The sequence below is a fragment of the Streptomyces sp. NPDC043853 genome (assembly GCF_056436025.1).
Genome location: NZ_JBWKDJ010000001.1, coordinates 428,845 through 444,918, shown reverse-complemented (window position 1 = coordinate 444,918; position 16,074 = coordinate 428,845). Strand labels below are relative to the sequence as shown.

Genomic DNA, 16,074 nt, shown 5'->3' with positions numbered 1-16,074 from the left:
TATGGGTCACGGGACGGGCGGCGGAGGGACGGCGCGTCAGACCCCGAAGGGTGCCGGGTAGGCGATCGTGCCCGCCGGAACGGCCGCGGAACCGTCCAGCACCAGCGCCATCAGCGCCTCGTCGGGCGCCTCGAACGGCGCCCGGATCCCGTACCGCGAAGCCGGCACGAAACCGAACCTCGGGTAGTACTCCGGATGGCCGAGCACCAGCACCAGCGCCTCACCGCGCTCCCGTGCCGCGTCCAGCAGCGCCCGTACGACGGAACTGCCCGCGCCCGACCGCTGCACCGCCGGATCGGTGGCCACCGGGGCCAGCGCCAGCGCCGGTACCCCGTCCACCGTGCAGCGGGTCAACAGGGCGTGCGCCGCGACCGTGCCGCCCGGGCCCTCGGCCACGTACGACAGTCCCGGCAGCCAGGACGGGTCGGTGCGCAGCGCGTCCACCAGGTCCGCTTCCAGCGGTGTGCCGAAGGCCGCCAGGTTGACCGCGCGTACGGCGCCGGTGTCGGCGGGGGTCTCCGGCCGGGCCGGCCAGGCCCGGGCAGCCCGGCCCGTCCCGGCGGTGACCGGGCGCAGCACGTAGCCGGTGTAGCCGTACTCGTGGCCGTGCCGCTTCCGTACGGAGATCTCCTCGCGGGTGGCGGACAGCGCGGCCGGCATCCCGGGGGCGCCGGGGTCCGCCGCAGCGGCCCGTTCGGCCAGCGGCCCGTAGTACTCGTCCCAGTCGGACCCGGGCTGCGGGACCACGCCGAGCACCCGGTAGCCGGCGGCCTGGGCGGCCGCCAGGTTCCCGGCGCCGGTGCGCAGCGCGTAGTGGCGGTCCCAGAAGGCCCGCACCGCGGCGGAGGGCTCCTCCGTGGTCCACTCGCACTCGGTCAGCACCAGGGTGCCGCCGGGGGCGAGCAGCCGGCGCCATTGTGCGAGCGCGGTGTCGAAGCCGATCGCGTAGGCGGAGCTCTCCGCCCAGACCAGGTCGAAGGACCCGTCGGGGAAGGGGAGCGCCCCCATGTCGGCGTTGAGAGGACGGATCCGCTCGGCCAGGCCACGGGCCGCGGCGGCCTCCCGGAGCTCGTCGAGGAACTCCTCGTGCAGGTCGACGGCGGTCACCTCGGCGAGGCCGGCGCCGCCCGCCTCGGCGGCGAGCAGCAGGGAACTGCGGCCCGGGCCGCAGCCGAGGGCCAGGACACGGGGCCGCTCGGGGAGCGGCCCGGCCAGGGACAGCAGCCGGCGGGTGGTCGCGTCGGAACCGGGGCCCTGCCGGGGCAGGCCCCGGTGCAGCGTGAAGAACGCCTCATGGAGGGCGTGCGGATCCTGCGGAACGGATGTGTGCGGACCCTGCGGATCGTGAAGGTCCTGGAGAGAGGTGTGGTCGGTCAACGTGAACCCTTGAACAGGGGCTCCGGCCGACGGGGCGGATGCGGGCGGTCGGTTGGGACCGCGTCGGTCAGGCCCGGCCGGAAGCCCGGAAGAAGTCGGGGATGTACCGGATCTCGCCGCGCACGGCAGCGATCACTGCGACGGTCATCAACCCCACCTCTTTCCGGATCAGTTGGGCACGGCTCGGCGCCCATGTCGGCCTTGGACGCGTTTACGGAGCTCGTACACGTCTGCGTCCACCCTAGCATCGGGCCGGTTTGTGAGCCGAAGCACTGATCATCAATGATGATCGAGCGGCTGACGGTGGGGGCGTGAACGGGGGGTGAACCCCGGCTTCCATTCATCCGATAGCCTCTGCCGACGTGCTGCCGCCCCATGAGGCGCCCGTTCCAAGGAGTGAGTTCGTCGCCGACCGCCATCCTCACCGGTCCACCGGTCCCCGGATCACCGCTCGAAGGCGACCTCCGCACCCTCGGCTTCCAGGTCGTCGCCGCCGCCGGGCCCGCTGACGCGGCCGCCGCGCTGGCCGCCGTACCCGCCGACCAGCGGGTGGCCGTGGTGGACACCGCCTTCGTCGGGCACCTGCACGCGCTGCGGCTGGCCCTCACCGACCCGCGCTTCGAGGCCTGCGCCGTCCCCGGCGCGCTCTCCGTGCAACCGGCCGCCCGGTCCGCCCTCACCCGCGCCGTGAGCCTCGTCACCGTCCCCGAGACGGCCCCGGCCGTTCCGGGCGGGGACGTCCCGGCGGAGGACGGCCCCTACGCCGGCCGGCTGGCCGGCGTGCTGGAGGCGGACGGCACCGTGGTGCAGCGGCCCGAGCTCGGCAGCCTGGTCGCGGCGGTGCCCGCGAGCCCCGCCGAGCGCGCCGAGGCGGCCGCCGCGGTCGCCGCCGTGGACGACGAGGCGGTCCGGCTGCGCTCCGCCGTGAAGTCCCGCGACGGGTTCTTCACCACCTTCTGCATCAGCCCGTACTCGCGCTACATCGCCCGCTGGTGCGCGCGCCGCGGCCTCACCCCCAACCAGGTCACCACCGCCTCGCTGCTCACCGCGCTGATCGCGGCGGGCTGCGCGGCCACCGGAGACCGCTGGGGCTACGTGGCGGCCGGCGTGCTGCTGCTCTTCTCCTTCGTCCTGGACTGCACCGACGGGCAGCTCGCCCGCTACTCCCTGCAGTACTCGACGATGGGCGCCTGGCTGGACGCCACCTTCGACCGGGCCAAGGAGTACTCCTTCTACGCCGGCCTGGCGCTCGGCGCGGCCCGCAACGGCGACGACGTGTGGGCCCTCGCGCTCGGCGCGATGATCCTCATGACCTGCCGGCACGTGGTGGACTTCGCCTTCAACGAGGCCAACCACGACGCCACCGCCAACACCAGCCCCACCGCGGCGCTCTCGGACCGCCTCGACAGCGTCGGCTGGACGGTCTGGGCCCGCCGCATGATCATCCTGCCGATCGGCGAGCGCTGGGCGATGATCGCGGTGCTCACCGCCGCCACCACCCCCCGCATCGTCTTCTACGCGCTGCTGATCGGGTGTGCCGTCGGCGCCTGCTACACCACCGCCGGCCGCGTGCTGCGCTCGCTGACCCGGAGGGCTGGGGGCACCTCCCAGGCGGAGCTCTGGGGGAGGACCGACCGGGCCGCCCAGGCCCTCTACGACCTCACCGACTCCGGCCCGCTGGCCGAGCTCCCGCGGCGCCTGCTGAAGGCCCGCAAGCCCGCCGCGACCTCGGTGTTCGTCGCCGGTCTCGCCGCCGTCGCCATGGTCGGCCTGGCCCTGTCCCGGCCCTTCGGGGACGCGGTGCTGATCGGTGTCGCCGTGCTCTACGCGATCGCCGCCGGAGAGGCCGTCTCCCGCCCCCTCAAGGGCGCCCTGGACTGGCTGATCCCGCCGCTGTTCCGCGCCGCCGAGTACGTCACGATCCTGGTGCTGGCCGCCAAGGCGGACGTGAACGGAGCCCTTCCTGCGGCTTTCGGGCTGGTGGCGGCCGTCGCCTACCATCACTACGACACGGTGTACCGCATCCGCGGTGGCACCGGCGCGCCCCCGCACTGGCTGGTGCGGACGACCGGCGGTCACGAAGGCCGGGTCCTGGTGGCCGTGGTCCTGTCCGTGGTCCTCGCGCGCGCGGACTTCCCGGTCGCGCTCACGGCCCTCGCCGTGTTCGTGGCCCTCGTGGTGCTCGTGGAGAGCATCCGCTTCTGGGTGTCCTCCGGAGCACCCGCCGTACATGACGAAGGAGAACCAGCATGATCGGCCTTGTCCTCGCTGCCGGTGCCGGACGCCGTCTGCGTCCGTACACCGACACCCTCCCCAAGGCCCTCGTGCCCGTCGGCCCCGAAGGCGACGAGGAGAGCCTGACGGTCCTCGACCTGACCCTGGGCAACTTCGCAGAGGTCGGGCTCACCGAGGTCGCGATCGTCGTCGGCTACCGCAAGGAGGCCGTGTACGAGCGCAAGGCCGCCCTGGAGGCCAAGTACGGTCTGAAGATCACGCTGATCGACAACGACAAGGCCGAGGAGTGGAACAACGCCTACTCCCTGTGGTGCGCCCGTGAGGTGCTGAAGCAGGGCGTGATCCTCGCCAACGGCGACACCGTCCACCCGGTCTCCGTCGAGAAGAAGCTGCTCGACGCCCGCGGCAACGGCCAGAAGATCATCCTCGCCCTCGACACGGTCAAGCAGCTGGCCGACGAGGAGATGAAGGTCATCACGGCCGACGGACAGGGCGTCCGCAGGATCACCAAGCTGATGGAGCCGTCCGACGCGACCGGCGAGTACATCGGCGTCACCCTGATCGAGCCCGAGGCCGCCGAGGAGCTGGCCGACGCTCTCAAGGCGACCTTCGAGCGCGACCCCGACCTCTACTACGAGGACGGCTACCAGGAGCTGGTCAACCGCGGCTTCACCGTCGACGTGGCCCCCATCGGCGACGTCAGGTGGGTCGAGATCGACAACCACGACGACCTCGCCAAGGGCCGGACGATCGCATGCCAGTACTGACGAGGCTCATCCCCTCCCCGGTCGTCGTCGACATCAGCAACGGGGCGATGGAGAAGCTGGACGGCATCCTCGCCGACCAGCGGATCTCCGCCTCCGGCAAGCTGGCGATCGCGATCAGCGGCGGCTCCGGCCGGGCGCTCCGCGCCCGGCTGGCGCCGGCCCTGCCGTACGCCGACTGGTTCCCGGTCGCGGACGGCACCATCGACTCGGCGGTCAAGCTCGCCGACGACATAAAGGGCCGCCGCTACGACGCCGTGGTGGGGCTGGGAGGCGGCAAGATCATCGACGTGGCGAAGTACGCCGCGGCGCGGGTCGGGCTGCCGATGGTGGCGATCGCCACCAACCTCTCGCACGACGGGATCTGCTCCCCGGTGTCCATCCTGGACAACGACAACGGGCGCGGTTCCTACGGAGTCCCCACCCCGATCGCCATGGTGATCGACCTCGACGTGATCCGCGAAGCCCCCACCCGGTTCATCCGGGCCGGCATTGGCGACGCGATCTCCAACATCTCGTCGATCGCCGACTGGGAGCTCTCGCACAAGATCACCGGCGAGGCGGTGGACGGCCTGGCCGCCGCCATGGCCCGCACCGCGGGCGAGTCGGTGCTGCGCCACCCCGGGGGCTGCGGGGACGACGAGTTCCTCACGGTGCTCGCCGAGGCCCTCGTCCTGACCGGCATCGCCATGTCGATCAGCGGGGACAGCCGGCCGGCCTCCGGCGCCTGCCACGAGATCAGCCACGCCTTCGACCTGCTCTACCCGGGCCGCCACGCGCTCCACGGCGAGCAGGTGGGCCTCGGCGCCGCCTTCGCGATGCACCTGCGCGGGTCCCGGGAGCAGTCCGGGCTCTTCGCGGAGGTGCTGCGCCGCCACGCACTGCCGGTGCTGCCCGAGGAGATCGGGTTCAGCGTGGACGAGTTCGTCGCGGCCGTCGCCTACGCCCCGCAGACCCGCCCGGGACGGTTCACCATCCTGGAGCACCTCAACCTGTCCGAAGCCGACATCAGGGACGCGTACGCCGACTATGCCAAAACCATCCGTAGCTGAGCTCCGCCCGGTCGTCCATCCGGCGGGTGTGAAGGACCGGCGCAGCGGAGAGCACTGGGGCGGCCGCCTGTACATGCGCGAGGTCTCCCTGCGCATCACCCGCCTGCTGGCGAACACCGGCGTCACGCCGAACCAGCTGACGTACCTGATGACGCTGTGCGGCGTGCTCGCCGCCCCGGCCCTGCTGATCCCCGGGATCTGGGGAGCCGTGCTCGGCGTGGTCTTCGTCCAGCTCTACCTGCTGCTCGACTGCGTCGACGGCGAGCTCGCCCGCTGGAAGAAGCAGTACTCGCTGTCCGGGGTCTACCTGGACCGGGTCGGCGCCTACCTGTGCGACGCGGCCGTCCTGGTCGGCTTCGGCCTGCGCGCCGCGGACCTGTGGGGCAGCGGCCGGATCGACTGGCTCTGGGCCTTCCTGGGCACCCTGGCGGCGCTCGGCGCGATCCTGATCAAGGCCGAGACCGACCTGGTCGGCGTCGCCCGGCACCAGGCCGGGATGCCCCCGGTCCAGGAGGCCGCGGCCGAGCCGCGCTCCTCCGGCGTGGCGCTCGCCCGTCGGGCCGCCGCCGCGCTCAAGTTCCACCGGCTGATCCTCGGCATCGAGGCCTCGCTGCTGATCGTGGTGCTGGCCGTGCTCGACCAGATGCGGGGCGACCTGTACTGGTCCCGGCTCGGAGTCGCCGTGCTGGCCGGTATCGCGCTCCTGCAGACCGTGCTGCACCTGGTCTCCGTCCTCGCCTCCAGCAGGCTGAAGTGACCGCCCCGCTGCGCATCGGCGCGGTGATCATCACCATGGGGACCCGGCCCGACGAGCTCAAGGCGCTCCTGGAGTCGGTGGCCCGGCAGGACGGCGACCCGATCGAGGTGGTCGTGGTCTGCCAGGGCGTGACGGTGGACGGGCTGCCCGAGGGCGTCCGTACCGTCGAGCTCCCGGAGAACCTCGGCATTCCCGGCGGCCGCAACAAGGGCATCGAGGCGTTCGGGCCCGGTGGCCGCGACGTGGACGCCCTGATGTTCCTCGACGACGACGGCCTGCTGGAGCGCACCGACACCGCGGAGCTGTGCCGGCAGGCCCTCGCCGAGGACCCGCGGCTCGGCATCATCAGCTTCCGGATCGCCGACCCGGAGACCGGCACCACCCAGCGCCGGCACGTGCCGCGGCTCGGTTCCTCCGACCCGATGCGGTCCTCCCGGGTGACCACCTTCCTCGGCGGTGCCAACATCGTCCGCACCAAGGTGTTCCAGGAGGCCGGCGGCCTGCCCGACGACTTCTTCTACGCCCACGAGGAGACCGACCTGGCCTGGCGGGCCCTGGACGCGGGCTGGCTGGTGGACTACCGGGCCGACATGGTGCTGCTGCACCCGGCCACGTCGCCCTCCCGGCACGCCCAGTACCACCGGCTGGTGGCCCGGAACCGGGTGTGGCTGGCCCGGCGGAACCTGCCCTTCCCGCTGGTCCCCGTCTACCTCGGGGTGTGGGTGCTGCTCACCCTGGCCCGCCGTCCGTCGAAGGCCGCCCTGGCCGCCTGGTTCGCGGGATTCAAGGAGGGGTGGCAGACTCCCTGCGGGCCCCGGAAGCCGATCAAGTGGCGCACCGTATGGCTGCTGACCCGGCTGGGGCGACCGCCCGTCGTCTGACGGGCGGCGGCTCTGCGACCATGGACGCTCTGGGACCATGGAACGTCGTACCGGAGCCGGTGCCCCGTGCCCGATGCCCACACCTGCCGCATCTTGAAGACGAAAGTTTCAACTTGTGAGTGACACAACCCACGACGGCGCCCTCGCCACGAGCACGCCGCCGTCCGCCGATGCGGGGCTGACCCCCTCGCAGCTCGCCGACAAGTACGGGCTCTCCGTGAGCGGGGCCCGGCCAGGGCTCTCCGAGTACGTGCGGCAGATCTGGGGCCGGCGCCACTTCATCGTGGCCTTCTCGCGGGCCAAGCTGATGGCCCAGTACAGCCAGGCCAAGCTGGGCCAGATCTGGCAGGTGGCCACGCCGCTGCTGAACGCGGCCGTGTACTGGCTGATCTTCGGCGTGATCCTGCAGGCGGGCAAGGAGATGCCTCCGGGCACCTACGTCCCGTTCCTGATGATGGGCATCTTCGTCTTCACCTTCACCCAGAGCTCGTTGATGGCCGGTGTCCGGTCGATCTCCGGGAACCTGGGCCTGGTCCGGGCCCTGCACTTCCCCCGGGCCACCCTGCCCATCTCGTTCTCGCTGCAGCAGCTCCAGCAGCTGATGTACTCGATGATCGTCGTGTTCATCATCGCGATCGCCTTCGGCAACTACCCGAAGCTCTCGTGGCTGCTGGTGATCCCGACGCTGGCGCTGCAGTTCGTCTTCAACACCGGCCTCGCGATGGTCTTCGCGCGGATGGGCGCGAAGACCCCCGACCTGGCGCAGCTGATGCCGTTCATCATGCGTACCTGGATGTACGCCTCCGGCGTGATGTTCCCGATCGCGGCGTACCTCGACGAGCAGCCGGCCTGGGTCAGCGACCTGCTGCTGTGGAACCCGGCGTCGATCTACATGGACCTCATCCGGTTCTCGCTGATCGACGAGTACGGCGCGAGCAACCTGCCGCCGCACGTCTGGGCCTTCGCCGTCGGCTGGGCCGTGGTGATCGGCATCGGCGGATTCGTGTACTTCTGGAAGGCAGAGGAGCGGTACGGCCGTGGCTGACAACTCATCGGGGCGCATCCCCACGGTCATCGCCGACGACGTCCACATCGTCTACCGGGTCAACGCCGGTGCGGGCGGCAAGGGCAGTGCCACGTCGGCGATGAGCAGAATACTCCGGCGCAAGGGCGAGCAGCCCGGCGTCCGCCGGGTGCACGCCGTACGCGGTGTCACCTTCACCGCGTACCGGGGCGAGGCCATCGGCCTCATCGGCTCCAACGGTTCCGGCAAGTCCACCCTGCTGCGGGCCATCGCCGGCCTGCTGCCGACCGAGTCGGGCAAGGTGTACACCGACGGGCAGCCCTCGCTGCTCGGCGTGAACGCGGCACTGATGAACGACCTGACCGGTGAGCGCAACGTGATGCTCGGCGGCCTCGCCATGGGCATGTCCCGCGAGGAGATCCGCGAGCGCTACCAGGGGATCGTCGACTTCTCGGGCATCAACGAGAAGGGCGACTTCATCTCCCTGCCGATGCGCACCTACTCCTCCGGCATGGCGGCGCGCCTGCGGTTCTCGATCGCGGCGGCCAAGAACCACGACGTGCTGATGATCGACGAGGCGCTCGCCACCGGTGACCGCAAGTTCCAGATCCGTTCCGAGGAGCGGATCCGCGAGCTGCGCAAGGAAGCCGGCACCGTGTTCCTGGTCAGCCACAGCAACAAGTCGATCCGGGACACCTGTGACCGGGTGCTGTGGCTGGAGAAGGGCGAGCTCCTGATGGACGGGCCGACCGAAGAGGTCGTGCGCGCCTACGAGAAGGAGACCGGCCGCTAGGCGGGACCACACCGCCCGGCCTGGCTCGTACGGCAGGCCCCCGACGCACCCGGGTGTGTCGGGGGCCTCGTCATGCGGTGCGCGCGAGGCGGGGGCGAGCGGGAGGGGCGCGACATCCCGCAACGCCGCGAGTACCCGAGAGCCCGGCCCGGCGCTGTACAACGTAAGCTGGACCGGTCCTGAATCGCGGCGGCGTGTCCGAAATGGGATGTATTCGGTTGGCGTGTAGAACGGGAGATGTGACGGCAATGGCTACGGGAAACCTCCGGACACCGGGCGGACCGGCCGTCCCCGCCCCGGGCGGCGGGCGGTGACCCCGGGGCCCGGCATCCGGCCCGACGCCACCCCGCACGCCACGCCGACGACCGAGCCGGTGACGCACCCCGCGTCCGCCGGCCGCGCCGCGCACCCCGCGCAGGCCACGCCCGCCGGACACGTCGCGCACGCCACCCTCGGCAAGGCCGCGGCGGAGAACTTCCCCGTCGCTCCCGCCTTCCTCCCGCGCGCCTGGCGGACGGGTCTCATGGCCGTCTACGGGTACGCCCGCCTGGTCGACGACATCGGCGACGGCGACCTCGCCCCCGGCGGGGCGGACGCCGCCCTCCTCGGCCTCGATCCGGCCGCCGCCGCGGACCGGCTCGCCCTGCTCGATGCCTTCGAGGCCGACCTGCGGCGCGTCTTCGACTCCACCCCGCGCCACCCGCTGCTGGCCTCGCTGCAGCCCGTCGTCCGCGCCCACGCCCTCACCCCCGAGCCGTTCCTCGGCCTGATCGAGGCCAACCGGCAGGACCAGAAGGTGTCGCGCTACGCCACCTACCGCGAGCTCGCCGCGTACTGCGAGCTGTCCGCGAACCCGGTCGGCCGCCTGGTGCTCTCCCTCACCGGGACCAGCACCCCCGAGCGCATCCGCCGCTCCGACGAGATCTGCACCGCCCTGCAGATCGTCGAACACCTCCAGGACGTCGCCGAGGACCTCGGCCGCGACCGGATCTACCTGCCGGCCGAGGACATGCGGCGCTGCGGCGTCACCGAGACCGACCTCGCCGCCCCCACCGCCGGCGCCGCCGTACGTTCCCTGATCGCCTACGAATCCGAACGCGCGGCACACCTGCTGGACGCGGGCACCCCCCTCGTGGGCAGCGTGCACGGCCGGCTCCGGCTGCTCCTCGCGGGCTTCGTCGGAGGCGGGCGCGCCGCCCTCCGCGCGGTCTCCGCCGCCGGGTTCGACGTCCTCCCCGGCCCTCCCAAGCCCACCAAGACCGGCCTGCTCCGCGAGGTGGCCGCCGTCCTGCGCCCGAGAAAGGGGTGAGCCCGACCGTGGAGGGCACGCACGCGTCCGCACCCGTAGCCGCCGCCTACAGTTACTGCGAGGCCGTCACCGGCGCGCAGGCACGCAACTTCGCGTACGGGATCCGGCTCCTGCCGACCGACAAGCGGCAGGCGATGTCGGCGCTGTACGCCTTCTCCCGGCGCGTCGACGACATCGGCGACGGCCTGCTGCCGGCCGAGGCGAAGCTGGCCCGGCTGGAGGAGACCCGCGCGCTGCTGGGCCGGATCCGCGAGGGCCGCGTGGAGGAGGACGACACCGACCCGGTCGCGGTCGCCCTCGCGCACGCCGCACACCGGTTCCCGATCCCGCTCGGCGGCCTCGACGAGCTGATCGACGGCGTGCTGATGGACGTGCGCGGCACCGACTACGAGACCTGGGAGGAGCTCCGGGCCTACTGCCGCTGCGTGGCCGGGGCCATCGGCCGGCTCTCCCTGGGGGTGTTCGGTACCGTGAATGCCGCGGGCCCTGGAGCCCGGGACGCCGCCCGCGCCTCCGAGTACGCCGACACGCTCGGCCTCGCCCTGCAACTCACCAACATCCTCCGCGACGTCCGCGAGGACGCCGCCAACGGCCGCACCTACCTGCCCGCCGAGGACCTCGCCAAGTTCGGCTGCGCCGAAGGCTTCGACTCCGGCCGGGCCCCGGCCGGCTCGGACTTCCCCGGCCTGGTCCACCACGAAGTGCGGCGCGCCCGCGCCCTGTTCACCGAGGGCTACCGGCTGCTGCCGATGCTCGACCGGCGCAGCGGCGCCTGCGTGGCCGCGATGGCCGGCATCTACCGCCGGCTCCTCGACCGCATCGAGCGCGAGCCGTACGCCGTCCTGCGCGGCCGCGTCTCGCTGCCGGTCACGGAGAAGGCGTACGTCGCCGTCCGCGGCCTGTCCGGCCTCGACGCGCGCACCGTCTCCCGGCAGAGCGCCCGGAGGCGGCCGCTGTGACCACCGCACACCACCGGGCCGGGGAGGACGCGTGACCGACCACCGTGCCGTCGTCGTCGGCGGCGGCCTCGCCGGGGTCACCGCCGCGCTCGAACTCGCCGACGCCGGGCTGCGCGTCACCCTGCTCGAAGGGCGGCCGCGACTGGGCGGACTGGCGTTCTCCTTCAAGCGGGGTGACCTGACCGTCGACAACGGGCAGCACGTCTACATGCGCTGCTGCACCGCCTACCGGTGGTTCCTGGACCGGGTCGGGGGCACCGCCCTCGCCCCGCTGCAGGATCGTCTCGACGTGCCCGTCCTGGACGTGGCGCACCCCAAGGGGCCCCGGCTCGGCCGGCTGCGCCGGGCCGCGCTGCCGGTGCCGCTGCACCTGGCGGGCTCGCTGGCCCGCTACCCCCACCTGTCCCTCGCCGAGCGCGCTGCCGTCGGGCGGGCCGCGCTCGCCCTCCGTCGGCTCGACCCCGCCGACCCGGCCCTGGACGGCGTCGACTTCGCGACCTGGCTCGGCCGCTACGGCCAGTCGCCCCGTACGGTCGAGGCCCTGTGGGACCTGGTCGGCATCGCCACCCTCAACGCCACCGCCGCGCACTCCTCGCTCGGGCTGGCCGCCATGGTGTTCAGGACCGGACTGCTGTCCGAGCCCGGCGCCGCCGACCTCGGATGGGCGAAGGTCCCGCTCGGCGACCTGCACGACACCCTGGCCCGCAAGGCCCTCGACGCGGCCGGCGTCCGTACCGCACTGCGCACCCGGGTCACCGGCATCTCCCGCACCCCGGAAGGGGACTGGCGGGTCGACACGGAGGGCGAGAGCCTGCACGCCGGGACCGTGGTCCTGGCCGTGCCGCAGCGCGAGGCGCACGGGCTGCTGCCGCAGGGCGCGCTCGACGACCGGGACAGGCTGCTCGACATCGGCACCGCGCCCATCCTCAACGTGCACGTCGTGTACGACCGCAAGGTCCTCAAGCAGCCCTTCTTCGCGGCGCTCGGCTCCCCGGTCCAGTGGGTCTTCGACCGCACCGACGCCTCCGGCCTCGCCGACGGCGGCCAGTACCTCGCGCTGTCCCAGTCCGCCGCCCAGGCCGACATCGACGAACCCGTCCAGGTGCTCCGCGGCAAGTACCTCCCCGAACTGGAGCGGCTGCTGCCCGCCGCGCGCGGCGCCAAGGTCCGCGACTTCTTCGTCACCCGGGAGCGGACAGCGACGTTCGCCCCCACCCCCGGCGTCGGCCGGCTGCGGCCCGCGGCCCGCACCGACGCGCCCGGCCTCTACCTCGCGGGTTCGTGGACGGCCACCGGCTGGCCCGCGACCATGGAGAGCGCCGTCCGGAGCGGTCTCGGCGCGGCGCACGCCGCTCTCGCCGTGCTCGGCCGCCCCCGCGAGAACCGACTTCAGGAGGCGGCATGACCCTCACCAGCACCAACGGGACCACCGCGGACGGCACGGCCGGCGCGCCCGCCACGAGCACGACCGGCACCACCACAGCACGCACAGGAACAAGAGGAGAGCCAGTGAACCCGGGGAACCACACGGGCAACGTCGAGAAGGCGGACACGCTCGCGCTGCTGGAGCGTGGACGCACGCTCTCGACCCCGGTGCTCCGCACGGCCGTCGACCGGCTCGCACCGCCCATGGACACCGTCGCCGCCTACCACTTCGGGTGGATCGACGCCCACGGCAACCCCGCGGACGGGGACGGCGGCAAGGCCGTCCGCCCCGCGCTCGCCCTGCTCTCCGCCGAGGCCGCGGGCGCCGCGCCCGAGGTCGGCATCCCCGGCGCCGTCGCCGTCGAGCTCGTGCACAACTTCTCGCTGCTGCACGACGACCTGATGGACGGCGACGAGCAGCGCCGCCACCGCGACACCGTCTGGAAGGTGCACGGACCCGCCCAGGCCATCCTGGTCGGCGACGCCCTGTTCGCCCTGGCCAACGAGGTCCTGCTGGAGCTCGGCACGGCCGAGGCCGCCCGCGCCACCCACCGCCTGACCATCGCCAGCCGCAAGCTCATCGACGGCCAGGCCCAGGACATCTCCTACGAACACCGCGAGCGGGTGAGCGTCGAGGAGTGCCTGGAGATGGAGGGCAACAAGACCGGCGCGCTGCTCGCCTGCGCCGTCTCCATCGGCGCGGTCCTCGGCGGTGCCGACGACCGTACGGCCGACAAGCTGGAGGAGTACGGATACCACCTCGGCCTCGCCTTCCAGGCCGTCGACGACCTGCTCGGCATCTGGGGCGACCCGGAGTCCACCGGCAAGCAGACCTGGAGCGACCTGCGCCAGCGCAAGAAGTCCCTCCCGGTGGTCGCCGCCCTCGCGGCCGGCGGCGAGGCTTCGGAGGAGCTCGCGCGGCTGCTCGCCGAGGACGCCAAGAGCAGCGACTTCGAGAACTTCTCGGAGGCCGAGTTCGCCCACCGCGCCGCCCTCATCGAGCAGGCCGGCGGCCGCCAGTGGACCGCCGACGAGGCCCGCCGCCAGCACGCGGTCGCCGTCCGCGCCCTGGAAGAGGTGGACATGCCGCAGCGGGTCCGCGAACAGCTCGTGGAGCTGGCCGACTTCGTGGTCGTCCGCAAGAAGTGAGCACCACCCGTACGGGCATATGACCCGCGAGTCGCCGGCCGGCGCCGGCAGCCCGTAGCGCGCCGGCCGACGGCATACCCCAGCACAGCAGAGGACACTGCACGAAGGGGAAGCCATGACAGCGACGACGGACGGCCCCGCCAACCCCGGCGGGGACCCGACCAGCGGAAACACCAAGGCCGCGGCCGACCGGCCGCACAGCGTCCGGCACGCTGCGGACGGCCCGGGCGACCCGGGGCCCGAGGCTCCGGCCGGCCCCGCCCGGAACCGGTCCCGGTCAACCGGGGCACGGCCCGCCGCGGACGGCGGGAGGACCGGGGCGCACAGCCCCGTCGAGGACGCGCTCGCGCGGGCGACCGCGCACCTGCTGGCCCGGCAGGACCCCGCCGGATGGTGGAAGGGCGACCTGCAGACCAACGTCACCATGGACGCCGAGGACCTCCTGCTGCGCCAGTTCCTCGGCATCCGGGACGAGCCGACCACCCGGGCCGCCGCCCTGTTCATCCGCGGCGAGCAGCGCGAGGACGGCACCTGGGCCACCTTCCACGGCGGCCCGCCGGAACTCTCCGCGACCATCGAGGCGTACGTCGCCCTGCGGCTGGCCGGCGACGCCCCCGACGCCCCGCACATGGTCCGCGCCTCGGCCTGGATCCGGGCCCGCGGCGGTATCGCCTCCGCCCGGGTGTTCACCCGGATCTGGCTGGCCCTGTTCGGCTGGTGGAGCTGGGACCACCTGCCCGAAATCCCGCCCGAACTCGTGTTCCTGCCGCCCTGGGTGCCGCTGAACATCTACGACTTCGGCTGCTGGGCCCGGCAGACCATCGTCCCGCTGACCATCGTCTCCGCCCACCGGCCCGTCCGGCCCGCCCCCTTCGCCCTGGACGAGCTGCACACCGACGCGCGCGACCCCCACCCGGCCAAACCCCTCGCCTCCGCCACCAGTTGGGACGGGGTCTTCCAGCGCATGGACAAGGCGCTGCACCTCTACCGCAAGGTGGCCCCGCGCCGGCTGCGCGCGGCGGCCATGCGCTCCGCGGCCCGCTGGATCATCGAACGGCAGGAGAACGACGGCTGCTGGGGCGGTATCCAGCCGCCCGCCGTGTACTCGATGATCGCCCTGAGCCTCCTCGGCTACGACCTGGGGCACCCCGTCATGCGGGCGGGCCTGGAGTCCCTGGACCGGTTCGCGGTCTGGCGCGGGGACGGTGCCCGGATGATCGAGGCCTGCCAGTCACCGGTCTGGGACACCTGCCTGGCCGCGATCGCCCTCGCCGACGCCGGCCTCCCCGCCGACCACCCCGCCCTGGTCCGGGCCGCGGACTGGATGCTCGACGAGGAGATCACCAAGACCGGCGACTGGGCCGTCCGCCGTCCCCGGCTCGCCCCCGGCGGCTGGGCGTTCGAGTTCCACAACGACAACTACCCGGACATCGACGACACCGCCGAGGTCGTCCTCGCGCTGCGCCGCATCCGGCACCCGGACCCGGTCAGGATGGAAGCCGCCATCGCCCGCGGGGTCTCCTGGAGCCTCGGCATGCAGTCGGAGAACGGAGCGTGGGGGGCCTTCGACGCGGACAACACCAGCCCGCTTCCCAACCGGCTGCCGTTCTGCGACTTCGGCGAGGTCATCGACCCCCCGTCGGCCGATGTCACGGCGCACGTGGTGGAGATGCTCGCCGTCGAGGGCCGGGCGGGCGACCCGCGCACCTGGCGGGGCATCGAGTGGCTGCTGGCCGAACAGGAGCCGGGCGGCGCCTGGTTCGGGCGCTGGGGCACCAACTACGTGTACGGCACCGGATCGGTGGTGCCGGCCCTGACCGCCGCCGGGATCCCCGCCTCGCACCCCGCGGTACGGCGCGCGGTGACCTGGCTGGAGTCCGTACAGAACGACGACGGGGGCTGGGGCGAGGACCAGCGGTCCTACCGGGACCCGGAGCGGTGGGCCGGCCGGGGCGACTCCACCCCCTCGCAGACCGCGTGGGCCCTGCTCGCCCTGCTGGCGGCGGGGGAGCGCGAGGGCAAGGCCGTGGAACGCGGCATCGGATACCTGGTCGACACCCTGCGGGAGGACGGCTCCTGGGACGAGCCGCACTTCACCGGCACCGGCTTCCCCTGGGACTTCTCCATCAACTACCACCTGTACCGGCAGGTGTTCCCGCTCACGGCCCTGGGCCGCTACCTGCACGGCGAGCCGTTCGGCCACCCGGCCGAGCCTTCGGGACCGGCCGCCGGCCGGTCCCGTTCCGGTGCCGAGCCCGCCGCCGGAACGGTCGAGGCCGAACCGGCGGAACCGGTGGCCCGCGGCGCCGCGGGCGAGCCGTCCGGCCCCGGCGCCGAGCGCAGCGACCC

Annotated in this window: 12 protein-coding genes and 1 pseudogene; 12 read left to right on the top strand and 1 reads right to left on the bottom strand. The window is 73.0% G+C overall.

The features are described 5' to 3' along the window. Positions 1–36 precede the first annotated feature (36 nt). Complete coding sequence (locus tag AC067U_RS01850) at positions 37–1,278, bottom strand: GNAT family N-acetyltransferase (protein WP_478828260.1); 1,242 nt, start codon at positions 1,276–1,278, stop codon at positions 37–39. Positions 1,279–1,773: 495 nt separating this feature from the next. Here AC067U_RS01850 and AC067U_RS01845 point away from each other — a divergent pair, with 495 nt between their 5' ends. From AC067U_RS01845 to shc, 12 genes and pseudogenes are all read left to right on the top strand, one after another. Beyond that, positions 1,774–3,630 carry a DUF5941 domain-containing protein gene (locus AC067U_RS01845; protein ID WP_478827616.1) on the top strand — a complete coding sequence of 619 codons (1,857 nt, stop codon included), beginning with the start codon at positions 1,774–1,776 and terminating at the stop codon, positions 3,628–3,630. Next, positions 3,627–4,379, top strand: a complete 753-nt coding sequence (locus tag AC067U_RS01840; protein WP_478827615.1) for a phosphocholine cytidylyltransferase family protein — start codon at positions 3,627–3,629, stop codon at positions 4,377–4,379. The genes AC067U_RS01845 and AC067U_RS01840 overlap by 4 nt, the downstream gene beginning before the upstream one ends. Then, positions 4,367–5,428, top strand: a complete 1,062-nt coding sequence (locus AC067U_RS01835) for an iron-containing alcohol dehydrogenase family protein (RefSeq protein WP_478827614.1) — start codon at positions 4,367–4,369, stop codon at positions 5,426–5,428. Before AC067U_RS01840 ends, AC067U_RS01835 begins: the two co-directional genes overlap by 13 nt. Continuing rightward, positions 5,406–6,185 (top strand): CDP-alcohol phosphatidyltransferase family protein, encoded by a 780-nt coding sequence (locus tag AC067U_RS01830; RefSeq protein WP_478827613.1) that lies wholly within the window; start codon positions 5,406–5,408, stop codon positions 6,183–6,185. Before AC067U_RS01835 ends, AC067U_RS01830 begins: the two co-directional genes overlap by 23 nt. A gap of 35 nt (positions 6,186–6,220) precedes the next feature. Next, a complete protein-coding gene (locus AC067U_RS01825; protein WP_478828259.1) occupies positions 6,221–7,066 on the top strand; it encodes a glycosyltransferase family 2 protein in 846 nt (281 codons plus the stop codon). 115 nt (positions 7,067–7,181) lie between these two features. Beyond that, positions 7,182–8,111 carry an ABC transporter permease gene (locus AC067U_RS01820; protein WP_478827612.1) on the top strand — a complete coding sequence of 310 codons (930 nt, stop codon included), beginning with the start codon at positions 7,182–7,184 and terminating at the stop codon, positions 8,109–8,111. After that, positions 8,104–8,883: an ABC transporter ATP-binding protein gene (locus AC067U_RS01815; RefSeq protein ID WP_478827611.1), complete on the top strand. Its 780-nt coding sequence runs from the start codon at positions 8,104–8,106 to the stop codon at positions 8,881–8,883. Before AC067U_RS01820 ends, AC067U_RS01815 begins: the two co-directional genes overlap by 8 nt. Before the next feature lie 373 nt (positions 8,884–9,256). Next, positions 9,257–10,192 (top strand): squalene synthase HpnC, encoded by a 936-nt coding sequence (hpnC, locus tag AC067U_RS01810; RefSeq protein ID WP_478828258.1) that lies wholly within the window; start codon positions 9,257–9,259, stop codon positions 10,190–10,192. After that, positions 10,189–11,151 (top strand): presqualene diphosphate synthase HpnD, encoded by a 963-nt coding sequence (hpnD, locus tag AC067U_RS01805; protein ID WP_478827610.1) that lies wholly within the window; start codon positions 10,189–10,191, stop codon positions 11,149–11,151. The genes hpnC and hpnD overlap by 4 nt, the downstream gene beginning before the upstream one ends. 31 nt (positions 11,152–11,182) lie before the next feature. Further along, the gene (gene hpnE / locus AC067U_RS01800; protein ID WP_478827609.1) at positions 11,183–12,556 is read left to right on the top strand and encodes a hydroxysqualene dehydroxylase HpnE; all 1,374 of its coding nucleotides are present in this window, start codon (positions 11,183–11,185) and stop codon (positions 12,554–12,556) included. A gap of 104 nt (positions 12,557–12,660) precedes the next feature. Continuing rightward, a complete protein-coding gene (locus tag AC067U_RS01795; RefSeq protein ID WP_478828257.1) occupies positions 12,661–13,725 on the top strand; it encodes a polyprenyl synthetase family protein in 1,065 nt (354 codons plus the stop codon). 115 nt (positions 13,726–13,840) lie between these two features. Then, positions 13,841–15,922 (top strand): annotated as a pseudogene (shc, locus tag AC067U_RS01790) (squalene--hopene cyclase); the annotation flags it as partial. Positions 15,923–16,074 lie beyond the last annotated feature (152 nt).